Genomic DNA, 25,406 nt, shown 5'->3' with positions numbered 1-25,406 from the left:
AACGTTTGCGTCGGTTTTTTTCTTTAGTGATCTATCCTGATATCCCTGCAAAAATCATGTATAATCTGAAGGTTTGTTTAAATATTGCCAATAAAGCCGGAGATGGAAATGAAAGTTGTTGAAGTTAAACACCCTCTAGTGAAACACAAAATCGGTCTAATGCGAGAAGGTGACATCAGCACGAAGCGTTTTCGTGAGTTAGCGACAGAAGTCGGTAGCCTACTTACTTACGAAGCGACTGCAGACTTTGAAACAGAGAAAGTAACCATTGAAGGTTGGAATGGTCCTGTAGAAGTTGACCAAATCAAGGGTAAGAAAGTAACAGTAGTGCCAATCCTGCGTGCAGGTCTAGGTATGATGGATGGCGTTCTTGAGCACATGCCAAGCGCACGTATCAGTGTTGTAGGTATCTACCGTGATGAAGAAACACTTGAGCCAGTGCCATACTTCAACAAGCTTGCTTCAAACATCGATGAGCGTATCGCTCTAGTTGTTGACCCAATGCTTGCAACTGGTGGCTCTATGATCGCAACAATCGATCTTCTAAAAGAGAAAGGTTGTCAGGCAATCAAGATTCTTGTTCTTGTAGCGGCTCCTGAAGGTATCGAAGCGCTAGAAAAAGCGCACCCAGATGTTGAGCTATACACAGCGGCAATCGATGAGAAGCTAAACGACAAAGGTTACATTGTTCCTGGTCTTGGTGATGCAGGTGACAAGATCTTCGGTACTCAATAAGCATTATTGCTTTACTGAATTTCAAAAAAATAAAGGCTTGGTGAAAACCAAGCCTTTTTTGTCTCTGCTATTTAGAAGCGAGCTACGAGATCAGGAAGGGCGACTTAAATCAATCAAGCCGCACCATACTTACTTCGCGTTGTCTTCTTCCATCTGTGCATTATCTACCACGTGGTTTTCACCAAGGTCGTGTGGTAGCACTAGGTTAAGAATGATTGCCACGATACCACACAGGCTCACACCTTGTAGACTGAACTCACCAATACCGAAAGCCATACCACCGATACCAAACACTAGCGTTACCGCAACGATTACTAGGTTACGTGATTTGTGTAGATCAACGTTATTTTTAATCAGTGTGTTTAGGCCGACAGTTGCGATAGAACCAAACAGTAGAATCATGATACCGCCCATTACCGGGACTGGAATGGTTTGTAGAATCGCACCTAGCTTACCTACCAGCGCAAGTACGATGGCAGTAACCGCTGCCCATGTCATGATTACAGGGTTGAACGCTTTCGTTAGCATTACCGCTCCTGTTACTTCGCTGTACGTGGTATTTGGTGGTGCGCCAACCATAGAAGCTGCAATTGTTGCCACCCCGTCACCGGCGATAGTGCGGTGCAGGCCTGGTTTCTTCAGGTAGTTTTTGCCCGTTACGTTTGAGATAGCAAGCATGTCACCCACGTGCTCTACTGCTGGAGCGATAGCCACTGGGATCATGAATAAGATCGCATTGATGTTGAACTCTGGTGCAGTGAAGTTTGGCATTGCAAGCCAAGCTGCTTGAGCAACCGGTGTGAAATCAACCACGCCGTAGAACAGGGATACTGTGTAGCCTGCCAAAATACCGCCGACGATAGGAACCAACTTTAGGAAGCCTTTCGCGAACACGCTTAGTGTAATAGTCGTTAAAAGTGATACCGCTGAGATGATCACCGCCGCATCGCCATTCACTAATTGAATCGCGCCGTCTCCCGATTTACCTACTGCCATGTTGACCGCGGTAGGAGCGAGGCCAAGACCTATCACCATGATCACTGGGCCGACAACCACAGGTGGCAGAATTTTATGAATAAAGCCAACGCCGCGTACTTTGATCATCGCACCAAGACCAACGTACACTAAACCAGCAGCCATCAAGCCACCCATGGTTGCACCGATACCCCAAGTTTGGATACCGAACATAATAGGAGCAATAAACGCAAAAGAAGAGGCAAGGAAGATAGGGACAGAACGTTTAGTAATCAGTTGGAAAAGAAGAGTACCGACACCAGCACCAAACAGAGCAACGTTTGGGTCTAGGCCTGTAAGAAGTGGTACCAGCACGAGAGCACCAAAAGCGACAAAGAGCATCTGAGCGCCTTGTAACGCGTTTTTCATAATTATTTCCTATTTCAGAGATACGCAGACAAATCCGGCGAATATTACCATCTGGCAATCGATTGCAATGTTGCCTAGATCAAACTTTTGTATGGATTTATAACAGAGACGAATAGTTTGTTTTCATGGTGGGTTTTAACTTGGTCAGAATACAGACAATTCACTCAGTACTCTTCTTGCTCACCGTTTGATAGTTGCTTATGATGCGTGTTCTTGTACAGAGGATTATGAAAACTATGCGCTATTTAGCTCTCTTATTGATAGGTTGGTTGTCTCTGCCAGTTTATGCATTAACTCAGGTGGATATCTATCGTGCCGAAGTGGCGATCGACAGTGAGCAAAAAGACGGCGAAGAACTCGCCCGTCAACAAGGTATGCAAGATGTGATTGTGCGTGCAACAGGCAGCGAATCTTCCCTTAGCAACCCAGTAATTAAGAAAGCAGTGGGTTCAAGTTCTCGCTATATTTCTCAACTTGGTTACGGCCAACTTGATGGTCAAAGCAGTTTGAAGATGCTGTTCAATAGTGGCCAAATCCGTTCATTGTTGACGCAAGCACAGTTGCCAACGTGGTCAGCAAGTCGTGCCAACATTCTTGTTTGGTTAGTGGAAGAACAAGGTTATGACCGTACTATCACTTGGGAGCATTCTGATTCTTCAAGTGTTGCAGCGTTGCGTGATGCGGCACAGTCACGAGGTTTACCTATCACGATGCCTGTGGGTGACTTTGATGATGTTACCGGTGTGAACGTGTCTGATTTGTGGGGCGGCTTTGTTGACCCAATCAGCCAAGCAAGCCAACGTTACCCAGTGGATGCCGTTTTGGTTGTACGCGTACAAGGTGACAAGATCCGTTGGACTTTGTATGACCAAGCGCCAACACAATTGTCTGAGTCTAAGCAATCGCCACGTAGTGGCTCTGCCTCTGGTGCGAATGCGATTCCGGCGATGATTGGTGGTATCGCTGATTATTATGCGAAGAAAAGCGCGGTTGTTGTCTCGAGCAAATCTTCAGAAGAGATCGATGTAAAAGTGGTTGATGTTGAATCAGCAATGGATTTCTTCAACCTAGAGGATTCCCTAACTAAGCTAAACTCAGTGGCGAGCACCGAGATCAAGCGTGTACGAGGCAATGCTGTGACATTGACTATTCACCTCCTTGCTTCTCAACAAGCGTTTGAACAAGAAGCTTCCTCTATTCGTCCATTGGAAGTCACCGAAGATCCAATGGCGGGTTTAGAACCGGCGGCGGTACAACTTCCAGAAGCGCCTGCGCAACCAGCGCAACTTCCTGCTGATACAGAGCAAGGCCAAGCTACAGAGAGTGGTGCTGTGGTTCAAGAGTTGACGGCAGAGCAGAGCGCAGTAGAAGCGAAACAGCCTGTTGTTGCTCAGCCAGTTCCAGAGCAATATGACCTTATTTACAAGTGGAAAGCTCCGGTTCGTGCACAAGTTGAGCCAGAGCTGGATGCGGATTCTGAAATTGCGCCTGTGCTAGAAAAAGATACGGTAGAAAATCCAGAAGATGTTGGTTAATCGACGGTCTTGATTGGGGTTTCAAACAAATAAAAAGAGTCGCCTAGTGCGACTCTTTTTTTGATTTTGAAACTTCACGAGACTACTTGTTGAATTTGGCTTTCTCTTCCTTTTCAACTTGAGAAAGGCGTTTCAATTTCAACCCTAGCTCTTTACCTCTCGCTCGTGCAAACAAGATGTTACCCAAGAAGCCCAGTGAGGTGAGTAGTAACTCGACAACGGCAAGCCAGCGTTCACCATCATCGACGTATAAAATGGTCAAACCGTGTAAGAAGTACAGCATCAGCACAAAGTTTGCCCACGCGTGGGTGTATGGCTTACCCGCTAAAATTCCCGGTAATGGGAGCAGTAACGGAACACACCAAGCAATGGCTAATGTGGTACTGCTCAGGTGTGGGTGAGGCGATAAGGCCAGTTGCCAAATGGCGACCCAAGCCAGTAGCGCTAAATTGCCAAACAGCGCCATATAACGATAGGTTTGAGTTTGCTTGCTGAGAGGTGGTTGGTCGATAGAGTCAGTCATCGATTTACTTATCCTTGAGCTTACTGACTGCCTTTCAGCTTTTGTGCTGTCGCTGCCAGTCGTTTTCCTAATTGCTGTGCGAGACGAATCTCTTCTGCCGTAAGACTTGGTTCTTGTCCTACACTGCTTGCGCCATATGGTGTGCCACCTGATTGGGTGGTGTGCAGTTCTGGCTCTGAATAGGGGATTCCCAACACCATCATGCCGTGATGCAGCAGTGGTGTCATCATGCTCTGTAACGTGGTTTCTTGGCCACCATGCATAGAAGATGATGAGGTAAACACACAAGCAGGTTTATCGATAAGGTCACCGTTTACCCACAAAGGTGTGGTTTGATCCCAAAAGTGTTTGAGTGGTGCGGCCATGTTGCCAAACCAAACTGGGCTGCCAAACGCAAGACCGTCGCACTTTTTCAACTCTTCTAGAGTAACAATTGGATCAGAAGGAGGCTGTGAGTGAGGTGACAATTCTTCAACTGTACGCAAAATCGCTTCACAATGAGGAGTCGACTCGACTCCCCTTGCTATCTGTCTTGCCAGCTGTTTTGTAGAGCCATGACGGCTGAAATACAAAATGAGAACCTGGCAATCCATTTATAGAATGTCCAATACTTGCTCTGGCGGGCGACCAATTTTTGCTTTGCCGTTTGCAACAACAACAGGGCGCTCAAAAAGCTTTGGATTTTTTTCCATTGCTTCGAACAGTTGCTCGTCTGTCACTGACGCTTCACCTAGAGCAAGCTCTTTGTAGATGTCTTCTTTTGTACGCATCATTTCGCGAACTGAAGAGAACCCAAGTTGAGTGTAAAGTGCTTTGAGTTGCTCCACGTTAAGCGGTGTATCTAGGTATTTAACCACTTCGGGTGTCACACCATTTTGCTCTAGCAGTTCCAGTGTTTGACGGCTCTTTGAGCAACGAGGATTGTGATAAATCACGACTGACATGGTTTTCTCCATTTCGTTATTGTAATGCCATGAATCGATCTCTTTGGATCATTAACTGGTCGATACGAGCGTCGTATCGTGCTTGTTTCAAGCTGCCCAGATCTGCAATTTTACTCGCTTCAGAATAATATTGAATGGCTTTATTCCATCCAGCTCGCAGCGCTAAAATTTCCGCGCGAGCGGCAAGTTCTTCGTCATTGCGGCCCAGTGCGTGGTTACCTTTTGATAGAAGGTGCCAACCATTAGTGTCTTCTGGGTTATCGTGCGTGTAACGTTGAAGAATACGTACGGCTTCTTCATTCTTATTCGCTTCCAACAAAGCGTTGGCATAGTTGATGGTCAGCACTTTGTTTTGTGGATTGCGCTTTAAGGCACGACTTAGCATATCTACGGCTTTTTGCGGCTGTTTCTGCTCGATGTACAGATCTGTCATGGCATCAAGATAAAATGGATTCGCTGGGTCTTGTTGAAGCAGTTTTTTCAACAACGGTTCAGCCTTATCGAGACGCTTATTATCTAAATGCACCAGCGCGCGACCGTAATCAAAAGACGGGACAATTTCTGGTGACGCTTTTTTCTGTGTTCGTTCAAACCACCCCATCGCTGCTTGTCCATCAATGCCTGCATAGCGGGCTACAATGCGAGCGCGTGTCAGGTGGTAATCGATAGATGGTTGAATTCGCAATGGTGGATACGCTCTAGCACGTGCTCGGCTGTCGGTAATACGGTCTTCTGGTAATGGGTGAGTCAAAAGCATTGGGGGGGGCTTACTTGCGTAACGGTATTCGTCCGCAAGACGACCAAAAAAGCGAGGCATTGCTTGAGCTTCAAACCCAGCTTTTGCCAAGGTCGCAATACCAAAACGGTCGGCTTCTTTCTCGTTTGAGCGAGTGTAGTTGATTTGGCTCTGCATATTACCAGCTGTTGCCGCCGTCACTGCTGCCATCCCCGCTTCTGGAGAGGCAATAGCAAGCAACAGCGCACCAGCTAGTGCCGCCATCGTAGCTGGCGAGCGACGAGCTTGTTCTTCCATGCTTCGCGCAAGGTGACGCTGTGTAACGTGGGCAATTTCGTGCGCCACAACAGAGGCAAGCTCACTTTCAGTACGAGCGTGCAAAAATAGACCCGAGTGCAGGGCAACGTAACCACCAAAGAAGGCGAATGCGTTGATGTTGCGGTCACGGATCATAAAGAAGTGGAACGGAGTTTTTACGTCATTCGCATTGGCGACCAAACGGTGTCCAAGTGTGTCAATGTATTCATTGATGACGGGATCGCTAACAATAGGGCTGCTGGCTCTGAGCATACGCATGTAGGCGTCACCGTAAATCAACTCCTGATCTATCGTCAGAGTGCCTCCAGCTGCCGTACCAATATCAGGGAGATCAAGGCTATTGGCGTAAATAGGTGTTGGTGTACTCAATGCAGCAGCAAGGCATAAACAAACTAGCGAGCGAGTGCGTTTTAACATACGGTTTAAAGATTCTCCAAAATACCGAGTCTGTGCTTGAGAGATGAATTCCTTTCAACGTCAGCACAGGCTTTATGGTCATCCGTGTCGGATGAATATGCTAGCTATAAGACCGAAAATAAACGAATTGGTTTCGTCAATTGTCATACACATAACTTCAAATTGTTAATTTAGAAGTCTTTGTCGTCTACGCTTAAATCACTAGCACCAGCTCAAAAAGCCGTTACAATACAACCCTATCATAGTTGCAGAGCAATACAATGGAATCCATGTTACTTGATTTGCGTGATCAACGCTGCCCTATGGCACTGTTACTTGCTAAGCGTCACGCAGCTGAAGTGTTTCAAGGAGAAACATCGCAGTTTCAACAGCTTGTTATTCAAGTTGTAGACAAGAGCTCTAAACAAGACATTGTGAAGTATTTGCAAAATCAAGGCTATACAGTGGATTGCGAATCCACGTCAGAACACTTCATTTTGACAGTCTTCAATAAGGAATCATCATAAGATGCTTGAGATGGTAAGTCGTTGGTATAAGCGACGCTTTTCAGACCCACACGCCGTGAGCCTCGTAGCGATCTTGCTGTTCGGCTTTATCACCATTTATTTCTTCGGGCATTTGATTGCACCGTTGTTAGTTGCCATCGTTCTCGCATATTTACTCGAGTGGCCAGTGACGCAAATGTGTCGCTTGGGGATTCCACGTACTTTTTCTGTCATTACGGTGATTTTGATTTTCATTGGCTTGATGCTGATTGCGGTGTTTGGCTTAGTGCCAACCATCTGGACTCAGGTCGGCAACCTAATCAACGACATTCCGAACATGTATGCTGGTCTGCAAAAGTTCATTGCTACTTTACCACAGCGTTATCCAGAACTGGCGAACTTACAAATCGTGGAAACCTTGGTAACCAATGCGAAAAACCAAGCAATAGGCTTAGGTGAAAGTGTGGTGAAAGGTTCGTTGGCGTCACTCGTCAGTTTGGCTACGTTAGCGGTTTATCTGATTCTCGTTCCTCTGTTGGTGTTCTTTCTACTGAAAGACAAAGAAGAAATGCTACGCATGGCAAGCGGTATTCTGCCTAAAAACCGTAAGTTGGCGAACAAAGTTTGGCATGAGATGAACGAACAGATCTCGAATTACATTCGCGGTAAAGTGCTTGAAATTCTTATCGTTGGTGGTGTGAGCTACGTAACCTTCGCGATTCTTGATTTACGTTACTCAGCGCTGCTTGCGGTTGCCGTGGGCTTATCCGTTCTGATCCCCTATATCGGTGCGGCAGCGGTGACAGTACCTGTGGCGATTGTTGGTTTGTTCCAATGGGGTTTATCGCCTCAGTTTTACTGGTTACTTATTGCTTACGGTATTATTCAAGCACTAGATGGCAACGTATTAGTACCAGTATTGTTTTCAGAGGCAGTCAACCTTCACCCAGTGGCTATCATTGTCGCAGTATTGGTGTTTGGTGGATTGTGGGGCTTCTGGGGCGTATTCTTTGCTATTCCATTGGCGACGTTGGTGAAAGCAGTATGGAACGCGCTGCCAAGCTCGGAAGAAGCCGAACCGATACAAGAATAGAAACTGATTTCAATAAAAAGCCCAGCAATTGCTGAGCTTTTTGGTATTTGGATGAAAGCTAAGCTTACGCGTTTTCCTTCAAGTAGTTCACAACCACTTCGTGGTGATCTTTGGTTTTGAACTTGTTGAACACGTGCTCAATCACGCCTTCTTCGTTGATTAGGAAGCTGATGCGATGAAGGCCATCGTACACTTTACCCATGAACTTCTTCTCGCCCCAAACGCCAAATTGGTCTGCAACTGCATGATCTTCGTCTGAAAGTAGCGTGAAGTTTAGCTCATCACGCTCGATGAATTTACCAAGGCGTTTTACTGGATCGATACTTACGCCTAAAACGACAACGTTGTGTTCATCTAGCGCTGCTTTTACATCACGCAGACCTTTTGCCTGGGTCGTACAACCCGGCGTCATCGCCTTAGGGTAGAAGTAAAACAGAACTTTTTTACCTTTAAAATCACCTAAAGAAACGGTGTTGCCATCTTGGTCGAGCAAAGAGAAGGATGGCGCTGGCGAGCCTGCTGTCAGCGTATTCATTATTATTTCCTTTACTTATAGTGTGTTTTTAATGAAATTCAGAGAACCTTGTACGTTGAGCGTATGACAAAGTTCATCGAATTCTTCTTGCAGTTGCATCAGGTTACAGTCTGCACTCACTGATGCAGTGATTGCGATGTGGAATTGATCCGCATCGAGCTGAATTTTTGATTTACTGATGGTTTGCGCACTAAGAGAATGTAGGCCAATCTGTTTATCAGCGAAGAACTGAGTGAATTTTTCCGTAAGACCGATGCGGTCCTCAGATTCAATAAACACTTCCATGGTGTAGCTGTTGTCGAGCAACTCGTGCGCCGACGTTCGCTTCATGATGGTAATAAGGTCATGTTCTTGCCCAAGCAGTGGCAATTGTGTCTCAACACGGGTGACATTACTGGCATTCCCAGTAAGTAGCATAATGAGGGTAAATTCATTACCAAAGATAGCGATACGGCTATCGACAATGTTACAGCCAGCAAGAGTGACGAGCCTAACCACTTGGTTACATATGCCCGGACGATCCGTTCCAACCGCTGTAAGTACCAGATGTTGCTTCATAAATGAGCTTCTTGTCCTTTCTTTCAATAGAGAGATGTTAGCACAGATACAACAGAGAAATGTCGAGTCAGTTCTTTTTTTAAACTCATGGAAACGCTTTGTTGATTATGTGAACACTTTGGTTGTTGAGCACTCTATTAATTCACTCAGTGCTGACTTGAGCTTAAAGGTGAAAGAGTATATTCCGCGGCTAATTTAAGATGGCAAGCTGAGTTGGGTAATGGCTTGCCACAAGACAATACGATTATCAGAATGGCTGGAATTGAGAACAAAATTCACAATTTAGTTGCGAGACCTCTAACAACTGGTAATTATTCATTCATTTGTACTTTGTAAGCGAGTTTACGCTCTTGTGTTTGTCAATCGCATTACAGTACCATGCAGAAAGAGTAAATTGAGGGAGATAAACATGTTTTCAGGAAGTATCGTAGCGCTGATTACACCATTTAAGCCAGATGGTGAAGTAGACTTTGATGGTCTGCAAAAGCTTGTTGAGTACCATGTAGAAGCAGGTACTGACGGTATTGTGGCAGTAGGCACGACAGGTGAGTCTGCGACTCTGACCATTGAAGAGCATGTAAAGGTCGTTAATAAAATCGTTGAGTTTGCGGACGGTCGTGTCCCAGTGATTGCTGGTACGGGCGCAAATGCAACCCACGAAGCAGTTACGTTTAGCAAATTATTAGCGGATTCTGGTATCTCTGGTTACCTGAGTGTGACGCCTTACTACAACAAACCAACACAAGAAGGTTTGTTCCAACATTACAAAGCTATTGCTGAAGCGAGTGATGTACCTCTAATTTTGTACAATGTACCAGGTCGTACTGCAGTAGATTTATTGCCTGAGACAGTGGCACGTTTGTCAAAGCTTGATAATATCGTGGCATTAAAAGACGCAACCGGCGATCTAAGCCGAATTGCACTTCACCGTGAACTTTGTGGCGAAGATTTTATCTTACTAAGTGGTGATGATGCGACTGGCCTAGAATTTGTTAAACTTGGCGGTCACGGCGTTATCTCGGTAACGAATAATATTGCGGCTAAAGACATGGCTGACATGTTCCATTTGGCAAGTGAAGATAAGTACGAAGAAGCAGAAGTTATCAACCAACGTTTGATGACACTGCACAAAAATCTGTTCGTTGAATCAAGCCCAATCCCAGTAAAATGGGCAGCACATAAGCTTGGTTTGATTGAAGAAGGTGGTTTACGTCTTCCTCTTGTCGAGCTTTCTGAAAAATCTCAGCCAGTTGTGGAACAAGCGTTAACAGACGCCCGCATTTATTAAGATTGAGTGACTAGGATTGAAGTTCATGCTGGGGGCAAGTACGCCCTCAGTGTTTTAGGAGTATAAATGAAGCTTTCAAGCCAGTTAGTGTTAAGCTCACTAGCTGTATTCGTATTGACTGCCTGTTCAGGCGGTGCCAACCAACGTCGTCAAGCAAAAGACGACTTCGAGTATTTGAACACCCCATCTCTGGAAGAGTGGAGTGTACCCGCAGGTGCTGTTCCTCAGTTTTACCCTAACTACCGCATTCCTCAAGGAAACTACAGCGGTGGTATTGGTAAAAACGTGGATATTCGCCCACCTCAACAAGTACTGGAACTGATTCCTGGCGCTCGTCTTGACCGTAGCAGCGACGGTGAAGTGACACTATGGCTGCTTCGCAAGGATGAATTGGATAAAGTTTGGCGAACGGTTCAAGAGATGGTTTCTGAGAACAAGATTCCTGTAGAAAGCCAAACTGACAACCGCATTGAAACCGGTTGGGTCACTTGGAACTCACCAGACGAAGAGATGGAAATCGGTAGCCGATACGAAATCACTCGTGGTGAGATGAATGGTCGTCATGGCTTTAAGGTTAGCTTGATTGACTGGCGCGAAGGCAACCAAGTCAAAGAAGTGACACGTACTAACCGTGAGCGTTACAACGTGTTTATGACTAACTTGGTAACGGCGCGTTATGATCAACACGTTCGTGAAGAAGCACAGCGTAAGGCGCAAGAGCTTGTGAAGCACATCCCTATCACAATGGGTAAAGATCGCAGTGGCCTGCCAGTGATCATCGCTCGTGCTCAGTACAATGTGGTTTGGAATCGTCTCCCAGATACGTTACCTAAGATGGGCTTCAAGATTGAAGAACGCAGCCAATCTCAAGGTACGGTGACCGCGAAGTACGCATCTCCAGATGATGAATTCTGGAATGACATCGGCGTGAAGCCAGTTGACCTAGCCCCAGGTAAGTACACTTTCCTATTGGGTGATTTAGGCAACCGTACTTCAATCAACATTACGGACTCTTCTGGTAAGCCAGTAGAGGAAGAATTCTTGAAATCACTAGCGCCAGTATTAGCCGCGGTTGTGAAAGACTAGCTACAATTGTCTTCAAGACAGATAAACGAAAGGGACCTCAGTGGTCCCTTTTTTGATCTTCTGGATACGATGCCTTGGTCTAATGTTCAGTCTACGATTTTGAGTGAAAGAGCACTCTTAAATTAACGAGGTTCGTCTTTCTTCTTTTGGCCTTTATCGTCGTAGCGTTCTTTGTCTAGCTCATTCAGTTTGTCTAAATCGTTCTTACGACCTTTATCCATCTGACCAAACTTCATCTTAGCAGTGTACTTAAGCGCAGCAATATTACCGACAACGATGCTGAGCACTATGATGATAATGACCCAAGGGTTGGTTAGCAGTTCTATCATAGAGCCTCCGGCGGCGTGATGTTTTGAATGAATCGTTCTACGACGTTATCCAAATTATTCAGTATGACTTCAATCCCTGCAATGCTATCGAGCTGATTTTGCTGCGTCAGCTGAGTTTTTAGCAGCGCAGGCGTTAGGTGCGCGAGGCACTGTTGTCCTACTGCTTTATGGCTAATGTGCCAAGGTTCGATAGCGATACCACCTAAGTCTTGTTGATAAGGAAAGAAAAAGCCAAATGAGCTAAGGTTAGCGGCTAACCATTGATAGAATGCACGCTGGTGACCATCAAGGTATTCCCAAGGCTCTAATTGAAGCATGGTGTCTTGTGGCAATAAGTTGCGAGCATAAACGTCAAAGTCACAGCCCCAGTGATGACGACTACCACCGGGCAGAGCTGACCAACGCAGAATCGCCATGAGCTTTTCTTCGTCGCCTAACTCTGCTTTGTTAAGAGGCTGGGAATTCGAGTCAAGAATTGGCAATTCACCAGAAAACTTACCGTTCCAAATGGCTTTTTGGCGATGAAAATCACGAAAGCCGCTGGCAATTTCCATCTTAAAGCCTGCTTCGGTTGCCGCTTCAATCATCTTAAGCAAATCGTCAGCCACTTCAGGATGAAGCATAAAAGCCTTTTGCCCGACTAAGGTAGATTGCAGATGCGAATCGGTGATTCCGGTAAGTTGCTCTGGTGTCATGGTGTTCTCGTTAAATACGTTGTTGTGCGTTCTTATGCGGTTTATTTTGCTAACAGGTGCTTCAATGTATTTTCGTACATGTCAGTTAGCTTCTCTAAGTCGTCAACTTTCACGCACTCGTTCACTTTATGAATCGTCGCATTAACAGGACCAAGTTCAACCACCTGACCACCCATGCGGGCGATAAAGCGACCATCCGATGTGCCGCCTGTTGTTAGCAAGGCTGGTTTTGTGTTGTTAACTTCATCCACTGCTGCAACTACGGCATCCAGTAGCGCACCAGTATCTGTTAAGAACGGGTCGCCGTTGAAGGTCCATTTTAAGTCGTAATCCAATTCATGTTTGTCTAACGTTTTTGTTACGCGTTGAACGATGATGTCGTTGCTTAGCTCGGTACTAAAGCGCAGGTTGAACTGAACATTAAACTCGCCAGGAATGACGTTAGATGCACCGGTACCTGCTGAAACGTTCGGGATCTGGAAACTGGTTGGAGGGAAGTAGTCGTTACCTTGGTCCCATTCGGTTGTCGCGAGTTCGTGAATCGCCATTAGAGACTGGTGAACGGGATTGTTTGCTAGGTGAGGGTAGGCGACATGACCTTGTGTCCCGTTTACCGTTAGGTCACCAGTGATCGATCCACGACGACCATTTTTCACCACATCGCCAACGACTTCTGTACTTGAAGGTTCGCCTACGATACACATATCGATGTTCTCACCGCGTGCCATTAGGGTTTCAACCACGCGAACGGTGCCGTTAATGAATGGGCCTTCTTCGTCAGAAGTGATCAAAAAGCCAATAGAGCCTTTATGGTTTGGGTTTTCTGCGATAAAACGTTCTACCGCTACCACCATGCAAGCCAATGAGCCTTTCATATCTGCCGCGCCGCGACCATGTAAGTAACCATCGATAATGGTTGGTTCAAATGGGTGGGTGTCCCATTGCTCTAGCTTGCCCGCAGGCACCACATCGGTGTGACCGGCAAAAGCAAACAGTGGCGCTTCTGTACCACGTCGAGCCCAGAAGTTTGTGGTGTCTTCAAACACCATCACTTCGATTTCAAAACCTAGTGCTTTTAGGCGTTCGATCATTACATCCTGACAGCCTGCATCTTCAGGCGTTACGGACTGGCGGCTGATCAGGTCTTTAGCGAGTGCCAGTACTGGACTGTCTGTCATCCTTGAGTATTCCTTACATTAAGAGTTAAAAATGGTCGCGTATTGGTCTGCTTTGAAACCGATATGAAGTTGATCTTGCACTTTCAAGATTGGACGCTTAATCATTGCTGGGTTTTCCACCAATAGAGCAATCGCGTTCTCTGCGTTTAGTGAATCTTTCTGTTCTTGAGTCAGTTGGCGGAAAGTCGTGCCGCGTTTGTTGAGGACTTGTTCCCATCCCAAGGCGTTACAAAATTCAGTAACCATTGCAGCGTCGATACCTTGTTTACGGTAATCGTGGAAATCAAATGCTACGTTTTCTGCTTCTAGCCACTTTTTGGCTTTTTTAATTGTGTCGCAGTTTGGGATGCCGAACATGGTGATCGTCATATTAATTCCTTTTCTTTTTGTTTTTTACTCATCGGTTTGCGTTATGAATGACCGATGTAGCGTTGTTTTTGGCTGTTTAAGCATCCTATCAAGAAGCAACCAAACTGACAAAATGATGCAGACAATATTTCGCGTAACTTTGCTCTGTTTCGTTTGAGTTAGTAGCTCAATCCACCACCAAATGGCATCCAGATTGATAAAAAACTCGGCTAAATAGCACGGAAAAGTCGAGTTATTGATCAAACGCAACATCTCTCTGGGCAAAAAAGAAATAATGAATCAGCACAATTTTAGGAGGTGTCAATGGAATTGAGTCCTGTTTTTGCAAGGCGGCTATATTTGGCCTTGTTGGTGGAAAACCTAGAAAGGCCAAATGTACCAAAATTGATCGAAAGAACGGGGTGGCCTCGTCGTACTATTCAAGATGTACTCAAGGCATTACCGGGGATCGGCATCGAGCTTATCTTCGTTCAAGATGGCCGACGTCATAATGACGGCTATTACCAACTTTCAGATTGGGGGCCTTTTGATGTTCAATGGGTTCTTGAGCGGGAAGGAGATATCGCTAGCAGTCTTGGATTTCGTGCATAAGCCAGCAATAGCTGGCTTTTTTTACATTCGAAATAGACCTACTGGCAGCGGTAGGCAACACCTAGCACGCTAAATGAAGTGACAAAGTCTTGAGGGGAGATCATAAACACCGTGTCCGCGCCTATGGCAGATGCCTTGTTTTTCAGGTCATGCATTGCGCCCTGCATCATTGCGTCATTAGTGTAGAACAAGTAACTATACCAGTGCCCCTCACTGCCTGTTACTTCACCTAGGTATTCACAATGTTGTGGGTTAAATTGGCTATCAATGCGAATTTGTACACTGTCACTTGGTATAGAAGACAAAGTCGAAGGCGTTGAGCATCCCATCAAAGCCAGTGCGATGCTTCCTGTCATCACATAACGAAACATGTTATCTCCCCATTACGATATAGGCGGCAAAACCAATCCAACTAAGAACAAGTAACGCCCACGGCAAGATGGTTGGTTTGGTTGCTGGCTCTTGAACCATTCCCATTTCTTGCTCAGCAGTATCTTCATGTTGGCGCTGCTTTTCTCTTTGCTGTTTTTTCTTCGCTTTATCGGCTTGTCGATTGCGTTCTTTCTGTTGCTTCTTGTACTGAGCAATGCCTTTTTCGATGCCTTGAGCGACCAATCTGGTTTGCTCTTTGGTTTGGCCTGGCTTCTGTGTAGCTTTCGCAATTTTCATCGCTTCAGTTTGGGTTTCTTGGGAAGGAACGGGTGCTGTTGTGTTTTTCTTTTTCATATTTTTTCGACGTCGCTGTAAATCTAACCTTAGTTTACCTGCGTAAGATGACGAAATGAACTTTAGTTCTCATGTTTGCGGTGTTGCAACTCTGAAGCGATCGGTTAAAGTGGCATTTTTATGAAACTAAGAAGACGATATTGTGCGTTACTCATTCGATCAGTACGACGCTCATGGATTTTTGAAAGCGCCAATTATGTTATGGCTAGGGTGGATGTTCCTAGCGCGCTCTTGGGTGGTGTTTGCCATGGCAGGAGTGAGTAGAGACAGCGGTAGCAAGATACTATCGATTGTTTACCCTGACTCTAATACGTTATACCTCGGGCTATCGATGGGTATTCCAAGCCTGCTATTGATGTGGTTGATGGGCTTGCGTCATCCTGACAGAGGTTGGGTGAATCAAATTACTCAGCATGGTCGTGCGATGACTTTGATCTTGTGCGGTATTCAACTGGCGCAGACCATGTATCATGTCTATCTCGAACATGGTGTTTTCAATTGGGCGAACGCGCTTACAATTACCTTGTTAACTTGGTTTATGATCTATCTTTTTAATGGAAGATGGGTAAAAGACTGTTTCCACGTGCCACAGGTTGAGCACAAAGAAGAACAGCCAGCAAAAAATTAAAACAAAGCTCCCGCAAGGGGCAATGTATAGAGGAAATCTCAATGTCACAAGCTCAAACGGCGATTGTGCCTGAAGCAGGTCCATTTGCACTTTACACTCAGTTGAAAGTGAACCAAAACCGTGAAAACGTGTTGGCGAAACTGAAAGCGCTTCCTGAGCTAGTAAAAGAGCTCAATGCGAGCCAACCAGGTGCAGATCTAACCCTTTCTATCGCATTCACCAAATCTTTTTGGCAGCACCTAAACATGCAAATGCCAGAAGAGTTGATTGACTTCCCTCAATTGGGTGAAGGCGACATCGTAGCGCCTGCGTCGGACGTAGATGTTCTGATCCACTGCCACTCAACGCGTCATGATTTGCACTTCTACGTTCTACGTAAGTTCTTAGTAGACACCGCAGAAGACGTGACAGTGGTTGATGAGACATACGGTTACCGTTACCTAGATGCTCGTGACATGACAGATTTCGTCGACGGCACTGAAAACCCGAAAGGCGATGCACGTGCTGACGTAGCGTTGATCAAAGACGGTGCTTTCGCTGGTGGTAGTTACGTGATGGTTCAACGCTTTGAGCACAACCTTCCTGCATGGAACCGTTTGAACGTGTCTGCACAAGAGAAAGTGATTGGCCGTACTAAACCAGATTCTATCGAGCTAGAAGATGTTCCTGCTGCTTCTCACGTAGGTCGTGTGGACATCAAAGAAGAAGGCAAAGGCCTTAAGATCGTTCGACACAGCTTGCCATACGGCACGGTAACTGGCGCACACGGCTTGTTGTTCATCTCTTACTGCAACAACATCCACAACATCAAAGTAATGCTAGAGAGCATGTATGGTGTGACTGATGGTAAGACTGACCAACTGCTTCGTTTTACCAAAGCAGTAACAGGTGCGTACTTCTTCGCTCCTTCACAAGAAATGCTAGCGGAATTGGCGATTAAGTAATTCTTCGCCAACTCTCCAATGATTATAAAGGCAGAGTGATCTGCCTTTTTTGTTTCCCCTCATTCTTGCCTGATAAGACTAACTGACTGTCAGTGGTCTTTTGCCATCAATGGCGCCTTTCTCTAGTTCGTAAAGTGGGCTGGTACTGTGACTGCTCCAGCGATGATCTTCGCGTGACTTCTTGCGATATTGCGTTGGCGTTACACCAATATAATTCTGAAAAGTCTCATAAAATCGGCTGCTAGAATTAAAGCCTACCGTTAAAGCGATATCTAAAATTGTCCGGTCAGTATCACTCAACAGTGCTCTGGCGTGGTTAATCCGCATTGCCGTGATGTATTGCTTGATGGTCATCTGCATGGTTCGTTGGAACACGTTCATCGCATAATTGGTGTGCAGTCCAATGTGTTCTGCAATATCTTTTATCGTGATCGGCTGGTTATGATGGGTGGCAATGTATTCCAGCATTTGACTGACGTAAAACTGCGAATGTTTAGATACGCCTTTTTTCGTCGATTTCTCTTGTCGATTAACGATCAGTTGTTCCCAGCCATCTAGGCTCATCCTTTTTAACATGAGTCCTATTTCATCTATTGCCAATTGCTGGCGACTCTCTGAAGGATGGGTCATTTCCTCGGCCCAACGAGCTAGCTCAAATTCACTGACTAGTGAGTTTGAACTCGACTGCAATACGCAACCATGGGTGATTTGATTAACTAAGTCCCGATTTAACGTCCACGACATAAAGTGATGAATAGGGATATTGATGATTCCCATGTTATGGCTATGCCCTGGGTTCGTTAGTCGATGCGGGACAGAAGCCCAAAACAGACCGATTGAACCAGCTTTCACAATCACAGGGCTGCCATTAATGATGTACTCGACGTCATCTCCAAAAGGAATGTTCACCTCGACTTGCCCATGCCAGTGATAACCCGGCATAGAGTGGGGCGGCCTAAGCTCGATATCGATTTTTTCATAGGATGAGTACAGCGAAAGTGGGCTTACAGAAACCGTTTCGGAAGAATACTTATCTTGAATCACGACTTTCAATGTATCTAACTCTGCCTTGGACTCTACCTTCGCCATCGCCCACCTCTTAGGAAACTGTATAAGTTCTTTGTACTAAATCTGTTGAAACAAAACTCAGAACAGCTTCAAAAACACCGATTACTCTGTTTTATAAGATTTTGGTTATGTGACTTAAATCGCCGTGCTAGCAAGCCTCAGTGTATCTTCCCACCTTTTTTATCCGTGATTTACACAAAAATATCCCATTTCCTAAGAATTTTTATTGGTTGATTTTAAATATTAGGAAACGGGAGAGTGATTGGTTTATCTGAGACGAATTCGGCCTTGCGACAGGTGTAACTTAAATGCATCGAAACAAAAGTATGAAAGCAAAAAGGATTCAACTATGAAAAGCCCTAAAATCACATTTATCGGTGCGGGTTCGACGATTTTTGTGAAAAACATTCTTGGCGATGTGTTCCACAAGCCAGCGTTCAAAGGGGCGCAAATTGCCTTGATGGATATTGATGAACTCCGTTTAGAAGAGTCACATCTCGTTGTAAGCAAGTTAATGGAGTCATCCGGAGCAACGGGCACGATCACTTGCCACTTAAACCAGAAAGAGGCATTGCAAGGCGCAGACTTCGTGGTTATTGCGTTCCAAATTGGCGGTTATGAACCATGTACCGTAACGGATTTTGAAGTCTGTAAGCGTCATGGTTTAGAGCAAACTATTGCAGATACATTAGGCCCAGGCGGCATCATGCGCTCACTTCGCACCATTCCGCACCTTTGGAGCGTATGCGAGGACATGACGGCGATCTGTCCAAACGCTACCATGCTTAACTACGTTAACCCAATGGCAATGAACACTTGGGCGATGTACGAGAAATACCCTCATATCAAACAAGTGGGTTTGTGCCATTCCGTGCAAGGGACGGCGGAAGAGCTGGCTCGCGACCTTGATATCCAATACTCAGACCTTCGTTACACCTGTGCAGGCATTAACCACATGGCTTACTACCTGACGCTCGAAAAGAAAAACGAGCAGGGGGAGTATGTCGACATTTATCCTGAACTGCTTAAGGCATTTGAATCGGGCAAAGCGCCGAAGCCGGGTTTGCACCACAATGGTCGCTGCACCAACCTAGTCCGCTACGAGATGTTTAAGAAGTTGGGCTACTTCGTAACGGAATCTTCAGAACATTTTTCTGAATACACGCCATATTTCATTAAGCCAAATCGCCCAGATTTGATTGAACGTTATAAAGTGCCACTTGATGAATATCCTAAACGTTGTGTAGAACAAATTGCAGACTGGAAAAAAGACCTCGAAGACTTCAAAAACGCGGATCAAATCACCGTCAAAGAGTCACATGAATACGCGAGTACCATCATGAACTCGATTTGGACAGGCACGCCGAGTGTTATCTACGGCAACGTGAAGAACGAAGCGTTAATTGACAACTTACCACAAGGTTGTTGTGTGGAAGTGGCTTGTTTGGTGGACGCAAACGGCATTCAACCTATCAAAGCAGGACGCTTATCAAATCACTTAGCGGCATTAATGCAGACCAACATTAATGTTCAAACGCTGCTGACAGAAGCCATCCTCACGGAAAACCGTGACCGCATTTACCATGCCGCCATGCTTGATCCTCACACTGCAGCAGTGCTTGGACTCGAAGAGATTTATGCCCTTGTTGATGACTTGATAGAAGCACACGAAGGTTGGTTGCCAGCGTGGGTGCATCAGTAAATCCAGACTCACAAAACCAATATCAATAAAAACGACAATAACGTGAATATACTGCGCCTTCTCGATGAGGGGGCGTAAGGAGTAACAAATGAGTATCTCTATGAATACCAAGCTGAGCTACGGCTTTGGCGCATTTGGTAAAGACTTCGCTATCACCATCGTTTACATGTATCTGATGTTCTATTACACCGACGTTGTTGGCCTCTCGGCTGCTGCGGTGGGGACCATCTTCTTAATCGCGCGTATTTGGGATGCTGTGAACGATCCGATTATGGGCTGGATCGTGAATAACACCCGCTCTCGTTGGGGTAAGTTTAAACCTTGGATCTTAGTCGGCACGCTCACCAACTCAGTTGTGTTAATCATGCTGTTTAGTGCGCATCACATAGAAGGGCCATGGCTGATCGCTTACGCCGCGGTTACTTACATCTTATGGGGCATGACTTACACTTTGATGGACATTCCTTTTTGGTCACTGGTTCCGACATTAACATTGGATAAACGTGAACGTGAAGAGTTGGTTCCTTATCCACGATTTTTTGCCAGCCTTGCATGGATTGTTACCGCCGCTATCGCAATGCCGTTCGTCAATTATGTCGGGGGCGACGACAAAGGATTTGGTTTCCAAGTGTTTGCCATTTTGCTTGTCGGTTGTTTCCTAGTCTCAACATATATCACGCTACGTAACGTGAAAGAGCGTTACTCAACCAGCAATCTTGACGTGACGAAACCTGAAGAAAAGGTCTCGCTGAAGAAGCTCCTCTCGCTTATCTACAAAAATGACCAACTGACTAGCGTTCTTTGTATGGCACTGTCATACAACCTCGCTACCAACATCATCACAGCCTTTGCGGTTTACTACTTCACCTATGTAGTCGGAAACGAAGAACTTTTCCCTTACTACATGGCTTATGCTGGTATTGCGAACCTAATTACACTGGTGTTGTTCCCTAAATTGGCGCAAATGTTCTCACGTCGAGTTTTATGGGCGTGCGCATCGAGCTTCCCGATCCTAGGCAGTGCGGTACTTATCTATGTAGGCATGTACGACAAACAAAGCATTCTGCTGATTTCTACAGCGGGTGTGTTATTGCAAATCGGTACGGCGCTATTTTGGGTGCTGAACGTCATTATGGTGGCGGATACAGTGGATTACGGTGAGTACAAACTGGGCTCTCGCTGCGAGAGTATCGCGTACTCAGTACAAACGCTGGTGGTTAAAGCAGGTTCAGCTTTTGCGGCTTTCTTCATTGGTATCGCGTTAACTGCTGTGGACTATGTTCCAAACATGGAGCAGAGCCCAGACACAGTATTTGGCATGCAATGCATCATGGTTGGTCTGCCAGCATTCTTCTTTGCTATCGCTTTGGTTGTGTACTTCCGCTTCTACAAACTCAACGGTGCTTACCACCAAAAAATTCAGGATCATCTGACCGAGAAATACGACCATATTGTGGCCAATGATTCTGATGAGAAAACGAAAGTCTCTCCAGAATCCATTCAAGCGGTTTAACGCACCTTACAGCTATTAAAAATTAACATGCCGGTGTCTTCATTTCATGTCGCCGGCAGCATCCCGAATAAACGTTATCCAATAACCACGCTATCCCTACGAGAAAAAAATGAAACTGAAAATACTTGCTTCAGCGATTCTTGTCGCCCTTGCTTTGTCCGGTTGTAATAGCTCGTCTGATGATGATTCTTCGAAAGGCGATAACCTTGTCTCAAATTCTACCTTTGAAAATGACGGTTTAGGATGGAGCTACTGGTTTGCCAATGTGAAGTATGAAGATGCTTATGTTGGTGAGTCGATGGCGAGGATTGCCACCGGAACCAACCATCATGTGAGCCAAATAGTCACCATTCCTGAAACGGGTTTTTATGATTTATCCGCCCACATCAGCAGCCCAAGTGATGACGCCATTCTTGGCTTAAGTAACCTGACCGATGAGGTTCTCGTCAGCCAGACGATTGAAAAAACCAAAGACGAAAATACAGAAGGGGAACTATATAAGCCAAATACTCTGCCTGCTATTCCACTAGAGAAAGGCGAGCAAATTAAAGTCTGGTTTACAGGGTCTGATGTCGGAGGGGTGAGCGTCGACAGTGTGTCTTTGGTAAGAGTGAACAAGAGCCAGCCTGTTAGTTTTAATCAAATCATCCAATTTAAAGCCGAGCAACAGGTCGGTGTGACGGGCATTGATAAAACTCAGCAAACCGTTGAGTTCCAAGTGCCTTATGGCACCGATTTAAGTGCCATAACGGTGAGTACACTTTTGGTTTCTGAACAAAGTCGATCAAGCTTGGATGTCGGTGAAGTCGTGGACTTTACTCAACCAGTGCAAGCGGTAGTAACCGATGCAAATGGTAAAGAAGAAAAATGGACAGTAACGGCGATTGAAAAAGAGAAGCAGGTTGTCGTCACGTCCTCGAATCAGAAACTTCAAGATTCGTTTGAATGGGCAATTGATAAAACACGTCGCTTCGTTATGACGGGGCAACATGATCTGGTTAACCGTGATGAGAACAATAATGATGGTGATGGCACCGCAGACTACATTCCATCTTATTGGGCCAGCTATTTTGATCGGACTGCCTTTTACTCTCGCGACTTCTTACATCAAGTCAGTGGGGCGAAAATTGCTGGTCTAGATGCCGAAAACTTTTCGATGTTTAAGACCTTCGCTAAGCATTCTACGGAATCGAGAAAATGGTATACCTTGTGGGCGGTTAACTTTGATGGCACGCCACATACCATTGACTACAAAGATGACAGCTGGTTTGTACGTGAAGTACCTGCTCAATTTGAGTTTGTAGAAAAAGCATGGAAGCAATATCAATGGACAGGAGACAAGCGTTACATCGAAGACCCAGATTTATGGCGTTTTTACACCAAGGTGCTAACGGACTATATCACGCTTCACGACGATCAAGATCCTAACGGTATTGCTGAGGGTTATGGTGGTATTTTTGAAGGCTCCGCAACTTACAACGAGCGTGGTGAATTCCCAATCGAAGCCGGTGATGGCATAGGCTCTCAATACCAAGCGACGGTCGCGTATGCTGCAATGCTTGGGGCTCGAGAAGAGTACAGCGAGGCAGCGCTTTGGCAAGAGAAAGCACAGCAACTTAAAGATTTCTTTAATGAAGAATGGAGTATTGCGGATCCAAATAAACCGTTGGATAACTACGTTAACATCGTTCAGCGTGATGGTTTCCGTATGAATGACTTCGGTAAAGAAAACAGCTGGTTCATGCCAATGAAGCTGATCACTGAACCTGGAGAACGTAACGACAGCTACTTAGACTTTATTACAGAAAATCTGGGTGATGGAATTGGAAGTACGCCGGAAGCGCCATACAACATTGAGGCTTACACTTATATCCCTGAAACCTACTTCCCTTACAATCGTAATGCGGAAGCATGGAAGTGGATGCAGTACATCATGGATATCAAAGACGAGCCCCATGAGCGCCCAACTCAAGGTACTAACGGTGACTATCCTGAAATCTCTTTTACCTTTATTTCGAATACCATTGAGGGATTGATGGGCATCAAGCCTGATGCGGCAAACCATCGAGTCGTAACTGCATCTCACCTCACGGATGATATTGACTGGTTGCAAGTTGAGCAGCTTCCGATGGGAGAGCACGAGCTAACTTTGCGTCATGATGGCTTAGAGCGATCGACACTTACCAATACCTCTGAGGAAAACTTAGAGTGGGAAGCTTGGTTCTATGGCGATTACCCGACACTTATCGTTGACGAACAGTCTGTTTCTGCCAAGCACAAATACGTGAACGGACAGAAGGTGAGTTATGTAATTGTCACGCTTACCGCCAACTCAAGTGTTGAAGTTCGAAAGTAGTCTGAGTCACCACAGCGAATAACCACAAAGCCTAGTGCACCATCACTAGGCTTTTTGCTATTCGCTGTCTCGTCGGGAAATGCGCAACCGCATCACTTTTCTTAAAAAAACACTAAACGTTTCTTTAATTTGGTCGATAAGTATCCAAAGCCTTAATTTCAGGACCAATATTTGTGGCGATCACCGTTAATACCAATGTGGCAGCACTTGTCGCACAGCGTCATTTGACCAGTGCAACCGACATGCTGAACCAATCCATGGAGCGTTTGTCTTCAGGGAAGCGTATTAACAGCGCGAAGGATGACGCTGCGGGTCTGCAAATCTCCAACCGTCTGCAATCGCAAATGCGTGGTTTAGATGTCGCTGTGCGTAACGCGAATGACGGCATTTCCATCATGCAAACTGCGGAAGGCGCGATGAATGAGGTGACCAATATCATGCAGCGCATGCGTGATTTGTCGCTCCAGTCAGCCAATGGTTCAAACAGCAAAGCGGAACGTACTGCGCTGCAAGAAGAGGTCTCTGCACTCAACGATGAGTTAAACCGCATTGCGGAAACTACTTCTTTTGGTGGGCGTAAACTGCTGAATGGCAGCTTTGGTAAGTCGGCATTTCAAATTGGCGCAGCGTCAGGTGAAGCAGTGCAAGTTGAATTAAAGTCGATGCGCAGTGATGGCATTGATATGGGCGGCTTTAGCTACATTGCAAACGGACGCGCAAGCTCTGATTGGCAAGTAAAAGATGGCGCGAATGATCTTAGCATGTCATTTACTAATCGTTTTGGCGAAACGGAAACCATTCAAATTAATGCCAAAGCTGGCGACGATATCGAAGAGCTTGCGACCTATATCAATGGTCAAACTGACAAAGTCACGGCATCTGTGAATGAAGAAGGTCAGTTACAGCTATTTATGGCTGGAGAAGAAACTTCAGGCACTTTATCGTTTTCAGGTGATTTAGCGAGTGAACTTGGGTTGCAGCTAAAAGGTTACGATGCGGTTGATAACATCGACATTACGTCAGTCGGTGGTGCGCAACAAGCCGTGGCCGTCCTAGATACTGCGATGAAGTACGTTGATAGCCATCGTGCTGAGTTAGGTGCGTATCAAAACCGCTTTAATCACGCGATCAATAATCTGGATAACATCCACGAAAACCTAGCGGCTTCGAACAGCCGCATTCAAGATACGGATTACGCTAAAGAAACCACGCAAATGGTGAAGCAGCAGATCTTACAACAGGTCAGTACTTCTATTCTGGCACAAGCAAAACAAGCGCCAAATCTTGCCTTGACGCTGCTTGGTTAATGGTTCGCACCACACAAATTTAACGCAAAATCAGCCTGTATCGACAATTCGAAAAGAAGCTTTAGCGAAAAATGAAAGTTTTTTTACTTTTTTATCCGCTTCGTCACGATTACCCCTCCAAACGAATTATTTTCAAAAAAATCTAAAAATTTTTCTAAAGAAAACAGGGCATGCGCCGTTAATAAAAGTAACTTTGAGAGAACTACTTGGTTTTCCGAGACGTCGGAAACCGCTACATCGGAAAATCAATTGGAGAAATCACCATGGCAGTGAATGTAAACACAAACGTATCAGCGATGACCGCTCAGCGTTACCTAAACAACGCAAACTCAGCACAACAAACTTCTATGGAGCGTTTGTCTTC

The 25,406-nt window shown here is 45.5% G+C and carries 27 protein-coding genes and 1 pseudogene; 14 read left to right on the top strand and 14 right to left on the bottom strand.

Going from position 1 to position 25,406, the window contains the following annotated elements; genetic code table 11:
- Positions 1-108 precede the first annotated feature (108 nt).
- Positions 109-735: a uracil phosphoribosyltransferase gene (gene upp / locus BCT11_RS26725; RefSeq protein WP_005533963.1), complete on the top strand. Its 627-nt coding sequence runs from the start codon at positions 109-111 to the stop codon at positions 733-735.
- Positions 736-864: 129 nt separating this feature from the next.
- Here the strand turns inward: upp and BCT11_RS26720 are convergent, their stop codons facing one another.
- On the bottom strand, positions 865-2,118 hold the full coding sequence (locus tag BCT11_RS26720; protein ID WP_038879185.1) for a uracil-xanthine permease family protein: 1,254 nt from the start codon (positions 2,116-2,118) through the stop codon (positions 865-867).
- Positions 2,119-2,354: 236 nt separating this feature from the next.
- Between BCT11_RS26720 and BCT11_RS26715 the strand changes: the two genes are divergently transcribed.
- The gene (locus BCT11_RS26715) at positions 2,355-3,653 is read left to right on the top strand and encodes a DUF2066 domain-containing protein (protein WP_102389820.1); all 1,299 of its coding nucleotides are present in this window, start codon (positions 2,355-2,357) and stop codon (positions 3,651-3,653) included.
- A gap of 82 nt (positions 3,654-3,735) precedes the next feature.
- On the opposite strand, the gene BCT11_RS26710 is transcribed toward BCT11_RS26715, so the two are convergent.
- The 4 genes from BCT11_RS26710 to BCT11_RS26695 are packed head-to-tail and all read right to left on the bottom strand — an operon-like array spanning position 3,736 to position 6,591.
- Entirely contained in the window at positions 3,736-4,176 is a 441-nt protein-coding gene (locus tag BCT11_RS26710) for a DUF2069 domain-containing protein (protein ID WP_038864756.1), read from the bottom strand.
- 20 nt (positions 4,177-4,196) lie between these two features.
- Entirely contained in the window at positions 4,197-4,769 is a 573-nt protein-coding gene (gene wrbA, locus BCT11_RS26705) for an NAD(P)H:quinone oxidoreductase (RefSeq protein WP_038864757.1), read from the bottom strand.
- Positions 4,770-5,120, bottom strand: coding sequence for an arsenate reductase (glutaredoxin) (gene arsC / locus BCT11_RS26700; RefSeq protein ID WP_038864758.1), 351 nt, complete (start codon positions 5,118-5,120; stop codon positions 4,770-4,772).
- Positions 5,121-5,136: 16 nt separating this feature from the next.
- Complete coding sequence (locus tag BCT11_RS26695; RefSeq protein ID WP_038864759.1) at positions 5,137-6,591, bottom strand: M48 family metallopeptidase; 1,455 nt, start codon at positions 6,589-6,591, stop codon at positions 5,137-5,139.
- A 269-nt stretch (positions 6,592-6,860) separates the two neighbouring features.
- Between BCT11_RS26695 and BCT11_RS26690 the strand changes: the two genes are divergently transcribed.
- Both BCT11_RS26690 and BCT11_RS26685 read left to right on the top strand, forming a co-directional pair.
- Complete coding sequence (locus BCT11_RS26690; protein ID WP_038864760.1) at positions 6,861-7,097, top strand: sulfurtransferase TusA family protein; 237 nt, start codon at positions 6,861-6,863, stop codon at positions 7,095-7,097.
- A 1-nt stretch (position 7,098) separates the two neighbouring features.
- Complete coding sequence (locus tag BCT11_RS26685; protein ID WP_102389818.1) at positions 7,099-8,169, top strand: AI-2E family transporter; 1,071 nt, start codon at positions 7,099-7,101, stop codon at positions 8,167-8,169.
- 64 nt (positions 8,170-8,233) lie between these two features.
- On the opposite strand, the gene bcp is transcribed toward BCT11_RS26685, so the two are convergent.
- A complete protein-coding gene (bcp, locus tag BCT11_RS26680; protein ID WP_102389817.1) occupies positions 8,234-8,704 on the bottom strand; it encodes a thioredoxin-dependent thiol peroxidase in 471 nt (156 codons plus the stop codon).
- A gap of 15 nt (positions 8,705-8,719) precedes the next feature.
- Complete coding sequence (locus BCT11_RS26675; protein WP_038864765.1) at positions 8,720-9,262, bottom strand: glycine cleavage system protein R; 543 nt, start codon at positions 9,260-9,262, stop codon at positions 8,720-8,722.
- Positions 9,263-9,671: 409 nt separating this feature from the next.
- Here BCT11_RS26675 and dapA point away from each other — a divergent pair, with 409 nt between their 5' ends.
- Positions 9,672-10,550: a 4-hydroxy-tetrahydrodipicolinate synthase gene (gene dapA / locus BCT11_RS26670; protein WP_102389815.1), complete on the top strand. Its 879-nt coding sequence runs from the start codon at positions 9,672-9,674 to the stop codon at positions 10,548-10,550.
- A gap of 66 nt (positions 10,551-10,616) precedes the next feature.
- Positions 10,617-11,636, top strand: a complete 1,020-nt coding sequence (gene bamC, locus BCT11_RS26665) for an outer membrane protein assembly factor BamC (RefSeq protein WP_038879198.1) — start codon at positions 10,617-10,619, stop codon at positions 11,634-11,636.
- A 122-nt stretch (positions 11,637-11,758) separates the two neighbouring features.
- Here bamC and BCT11_RS26660 read toward each other — a convergent pair whose 3' ends face one another.
- From BCT11_RS26660 to BCT11_RS26645, 4 genes are read right to left on the bottom strand one after another with little or no spacing between them, the layout of a single operon-like run.
- Positions 11,759-11,965 carry a DUF2897 family protein gene (locus BCT11_RS26660; RefSeq protein ID WP_038864771.1) on the bottom strand — a complete coding sequence of 69 codons (207 nt, stop codon included), beginning with the start codon at positions 11,963-11,965 and terminating at the stop codon, positions 11,759-11,761.
- Positions 11,962-12,660 (bottom strand): M15 family metallopeptidase, encoded by a 699-nt coding sequence (locus BCT11_RS26655; protein WP_102389813.1) that lies wholly within the window; start codon positions 12,658-12,660, stop codon positions 11,962-11,964. Before BCT11_RS26655 ends, BCT11_RS26660 begins: the two co-directional genes overlap by 4 nt.
- A 41-nt stretch (positions 12,661-12,701) precedes the next feature.
- Positions 12,702-13,838: a succinyl-diaminopimelate desuccinylase gene (gene dapE / locus BCT11_RS26650; protein ID WP_039976994.1), complete on the bottom strand. Its 1,137-nt coding sequence runs from the start codon at positions 13,836-13,838 to the stop codon at positions 12,702-12,704.
- A gap of 18 nt (positions 13,839-13,856) precedes the next feature.
- Positions 13,857-14,207, bottom strand: coding sequence for an ArsC family reductase (locus BCT11_RS26645; protein ID WP_038879202.1), 351 nt, complete (start codon positions 14,205-14,207; stop codon positions 13,857-13,859).
- 303 nt (positions 14,208-14,510) lie between these two features.
- Here BCT11_RS26645 and BCT11_RS26640 point away from each other — a divergent pair, with 303 nt between their 5' ends.
- Entirely contained in the window at positions 14,511-14,798 is a 288-nt protein-coding gene (locus BCT11_RS26640) for a helix-turn-helix domain-containing protein (RefSeq protein WP_038864778.1), read from the top strand.
- Positions 14,799-14,836: 38 nt separating this feature from the next.
- On the opposite strand, the gene BCT11_RS26635 is transcribed toward BCT11_RS26640, so the two are convergent.
- Together BCT11_RS26635 and BCT11_RS26630 are read right to left on the bottom strand one after the other, a co-directional pair.
- Complete coding sequence (locus tag BCT11_RS26635) at positions 14,837-15,169, bottom strand: DUF4156 domain-containing protein (RefSeq protein ID WP_038864781.1); 333 nt, start codon at positions 15,167-15,169, stop codon at positions 14,837-14,839.
- Position 15,170: 1 nt separating this feature from the next.
- Positions 15,171-15,524: a DUF2956 domain-containing protein gene (locus tag BCT11_RS26630; protein WP_038879205.1), complete on the bottom strand. Its 354-nt coding sequence runs from the start codon at positions 15,522-15,524 to the stop codon at positions 15,171-15,173.
- Between the two features lie 142 nt (positions 15,525-15,666).
- On the opposite strand from BCT11_RS26630, the gene BCT11_RS26625 reads away from it, so the two are divergent.
- Positions 15,667-16,152: a DUF2919 domain-containing protein gene (locus BCT11_RS26625; RefSeq protein WP_038879208.1), complete on the top strand. Its 486-nt coding sequence runs from the start codon at positions 15,667-15,669 to the stop codon at positions 16,150-16,152.
- A 41-nt stretch (positions 16,153-16,193) separates the two neighbouring features.
- Positions 16,194-17,096, top strand: coding sequence for a Dyp-type peroxidase (locus BCT11_RS26620; RefSeq protein WP_038864787.1), 903 nt, complete (start codon positions 16,194-16,196; stop codon positions 17,094-17,096).
- 78 nt (positions 17,097-17,174) lie between these two features.
- Here the strand turns inward: BCT11_RS26620 and melR are convergent, their stop codons facing one another.
- Positions 17,175-18,185: a transcriptional regulator MelR gene (melR, locus tag BCT11_RS26615; RefSeq protein ID WP_102389811.1), complete on the bottom strand. Its 1,011-nt coding sequence runs from the start codon at positions 18,183-18,185 to the stop codon at positions 17,175-17,177.
- Positions 18,186-18,513: 328 nt separating this feature from the next.
- On the opposite strand from melR, the gene BCT11_RS26610 reads away from it, so the two are divergent.
- The 5 genes and pseudogenes from BCT11_RS26610 to BCT11_RS28505 form a co-directional block, all read left to right on the top strand.
- A complete protein-coding gene (locus tag BCT11_RS26610; protein ID WP_102389809.1) occupies positions 18,514-19,866 on the top strand; it encodes an alpha-glucosidase/alpha-galactosidase in 1,353 nt (450 codons plus the stop codon).
- 88 nt (positions 19,867-19,954) lie between these two features.
- A complete protein-coding gene (gene melB / locus BCT11_RS26605) occupies positions 19,955-21,379 on the top strand; it encodes a melibiose:sodium transporter MelB (protein WP_039977120.1) in 1,425 nt (474 codons plus the stop codon).
- Between the two features lie 109 nt (positions 21,380-21,488).
- The gene (locus BCT11_RS26600; protein ID WP_102389808.1) at positions 21,489-23,735 is read left to right on the top strand and encodes a hypothetical protein; all 2,247 of its coding nucleotides are present in this window, start codon (positions 21,489-21,491) and stop codon (positions 23,733-23,735) included.
- A 173-nt stretch (positions 23,736-23,908) separates the two neighbouring features.
- Positions 23,909-25,042 carry a flagellin gene (locus BCT11_RS26595; protein WP_038891846.1) on the top strand — a complete coding sequence of 378 codons (1,134 nt, stop codon included), beginning with the start codon at positions 23,909-23,911 and terminating at the stop codon, positions 25,040-25,042.
- 206 nt (positions 25,043-25,248) lie between these two features.
- Positions 25,249-25,406 (top strand): annotated as a pseudogene (locus tag BCT11_RS28505) (flagellin); the annotation flags it as partial.

The sequence above is a fragment of the Vibrio sp. 10N.222.52.B12 genome, assembly GCF_002875385.1.
GTDB lineage: Bacteria > Pseudomonadota > Gammaproteobacteria > Enterobacterales > Vibrionaceae > Vibrio > Vibrio jasicida.
Note: the sequence above shows the minus strand (reverse complement) of the source record. Positions and strands in the feature narration are given on the sequence as shown.

Bases quoted from the DNA above. Each gene is read 5' to 3' on its own strand.
- melR (WP_102389811.1), bottom strand. From the start codon at position 18,185: ATGGCGAAGGTAGAGTCCAAGGCAGAGTTAGATACATTGAAAGTCGTG.
- dapE (WP_039976994.1), bottom strand. From the start codon at position 13,838: ATGACAGACAGTCCAGTACTGGCACTCGCTAAAGACCTGATCAGCCGC.
- BCT11_RS26645 (WP_038879202.1), bottom strand. From the start codon at position 14,207: ATGACGATCACCATGTTCGGCATCCCAAACTGCGACACAATTAAAAAA.
- wrbA (WP_038864757.1), bottom strand. From the start codon at position 4,769: ATGGATTGCCAGGTTCTCATTTTGTATTTCAGCCGTCATGGCTCTACA.
- BCT11_RS26715 (WP_102389820.1), top strand. From the start codon at position 2,355: ATGCGCTATTTAGCTCTCTTATTGATAGGTTGGTTGTCTCTGCCAGTT.
- BCT11_RS26655 (WP_102389813.1), bottom strand. From the start codon at position 12,660: ATGACACCAGAGCAACTTACCGGAATCACCGATTCGCATCTGCAATCT.
- BCT11_RS26635 (WP_038864781.1), bottom strand. From the start codon at position 15,169: ATGTTTCGTTATGTGATGACAGGAAGCATCGCACTGGCTTTGATGGGA.
- upp (WP_005533963.1), top strand. From the start codon at position 109: ATGAAAGTTGTTGAAGTTAAACACCCTCTAGTGAAACACAAAATCGGT.
- BCT11_RS26640 (WP_038864778.1), top strand. From the start codon at position 14,511: ATGGAATTGAGTCCTGTTTTTGCAAGGCGGCTATATTTGGCCTTGTTG.
- BCT11_RS26690 (WP_038864760.1), top strand. From the start codon at position 6,861: ATGTTACTTGATTTGCGTGATCAACGCTGCCCTATGGCACTGTTACTT.
- BCT11_RS26710 (WP_038864756.1), bottom strand. From the start codon at position 4,176: ATGACTGACTCTATCGACCAACCACCTCTCAGCAAGCAAACTCAAACC.
- arsC (WP_038864758.1), bottom strand. From the start codon at position 5,120: ATGTCAGTCGTGATTTATCACAATCCTCGTTGCTCAAAGAGCCGTCAA.
- BCT11_RS26675 (WP_038864765.1), bottom strand. From the start codon at position 9,262: ATGAAGCAACATCTGGTACTTACAGCGGTTGGAACGGATCGTCCGGGC.
- BCT11_RS26660 (WP_038864771.1), bottom strand. From the start codon at position 11,965: ATGATAGAACTGCTAACCAACCCTTGGGTCATTATCATCATAGTGCTC.
- BCT11_RS26685 (WP_102389818.1), top strand. From the start codon at position 7,099: ATGCTTGAGATGGTAAGTCGTTGGTATAAGCGACGCTTTTCAGACCCA.
- bcp (WP_102389817.1), bottom strand. From the start codon at position 8,704: ATGAATACGCTGACAGCAGGCTCGCCAGCGCCATCCTTCTCTTTGCTC.
- BCT11_RS26620 (WP_038864787.1), top strand. From the start codon at position 16,194: ATGTCACAAGCTCAAACGGCGATTGTGCCTGAAGCAGGTCCATTTGCA.
- melB (WP_039977120.1), top strand. From the start codon at position 19,955: ATGAGTATCTCTATGAATACCAAGCTGAGCTACGGCTTTGGCGCATTT.
- BCT11_RS26610 (WP_102389809.1), top strand. From the start codon at position 18,514: ATGAAAAGCCCTAAAATCACATTTATCGGTGCGGGTTCGACGATTTTT.
- dapA (WP_102389815.1), top strand. From the start codon at position 9,672: ATGTTTTCAGGAAGTATCGTAGCGCTGATTACACCATTTAAGCCAGAT.
- BCT11_RS26695 (WP_038864759.1), bottom strand. From the start codon at position 6,591: ATGTTAAAACGCACTCGCTCGCTAGTTTGTTTATGCCTTGCTGCTGCA.
- bamC (WP_038879198.1), top strand. From the start codon at position 10,617: ATGAAGCTTTCAAGCCAGTTAGTGTTAAGCTCACTAGCTGTATTCGTA.
- BCT11_RS26720 (WP_038879185.1), bottom strand. From the start codon at position 2,118: ATGAAAAACGCGTTACAAGGCGCTCAGATGCTCTTTGTCGCTTTTGGT.
- BCT11_RS26630 (WP_038879205.1), bottom strand. From the start codon at position 15,524: ATGAAAAAGAAAAACACAACAGCACCCGTTCCTTCCCAAGAAACCCAA.
- BCT11_RS26600 (WP_102389808.1), top strand. From the start codon at position 21,489: ATGAAACTGAAAATACTTGCTTCAGCGATTCTTGTCGCCCTTGCTTTG.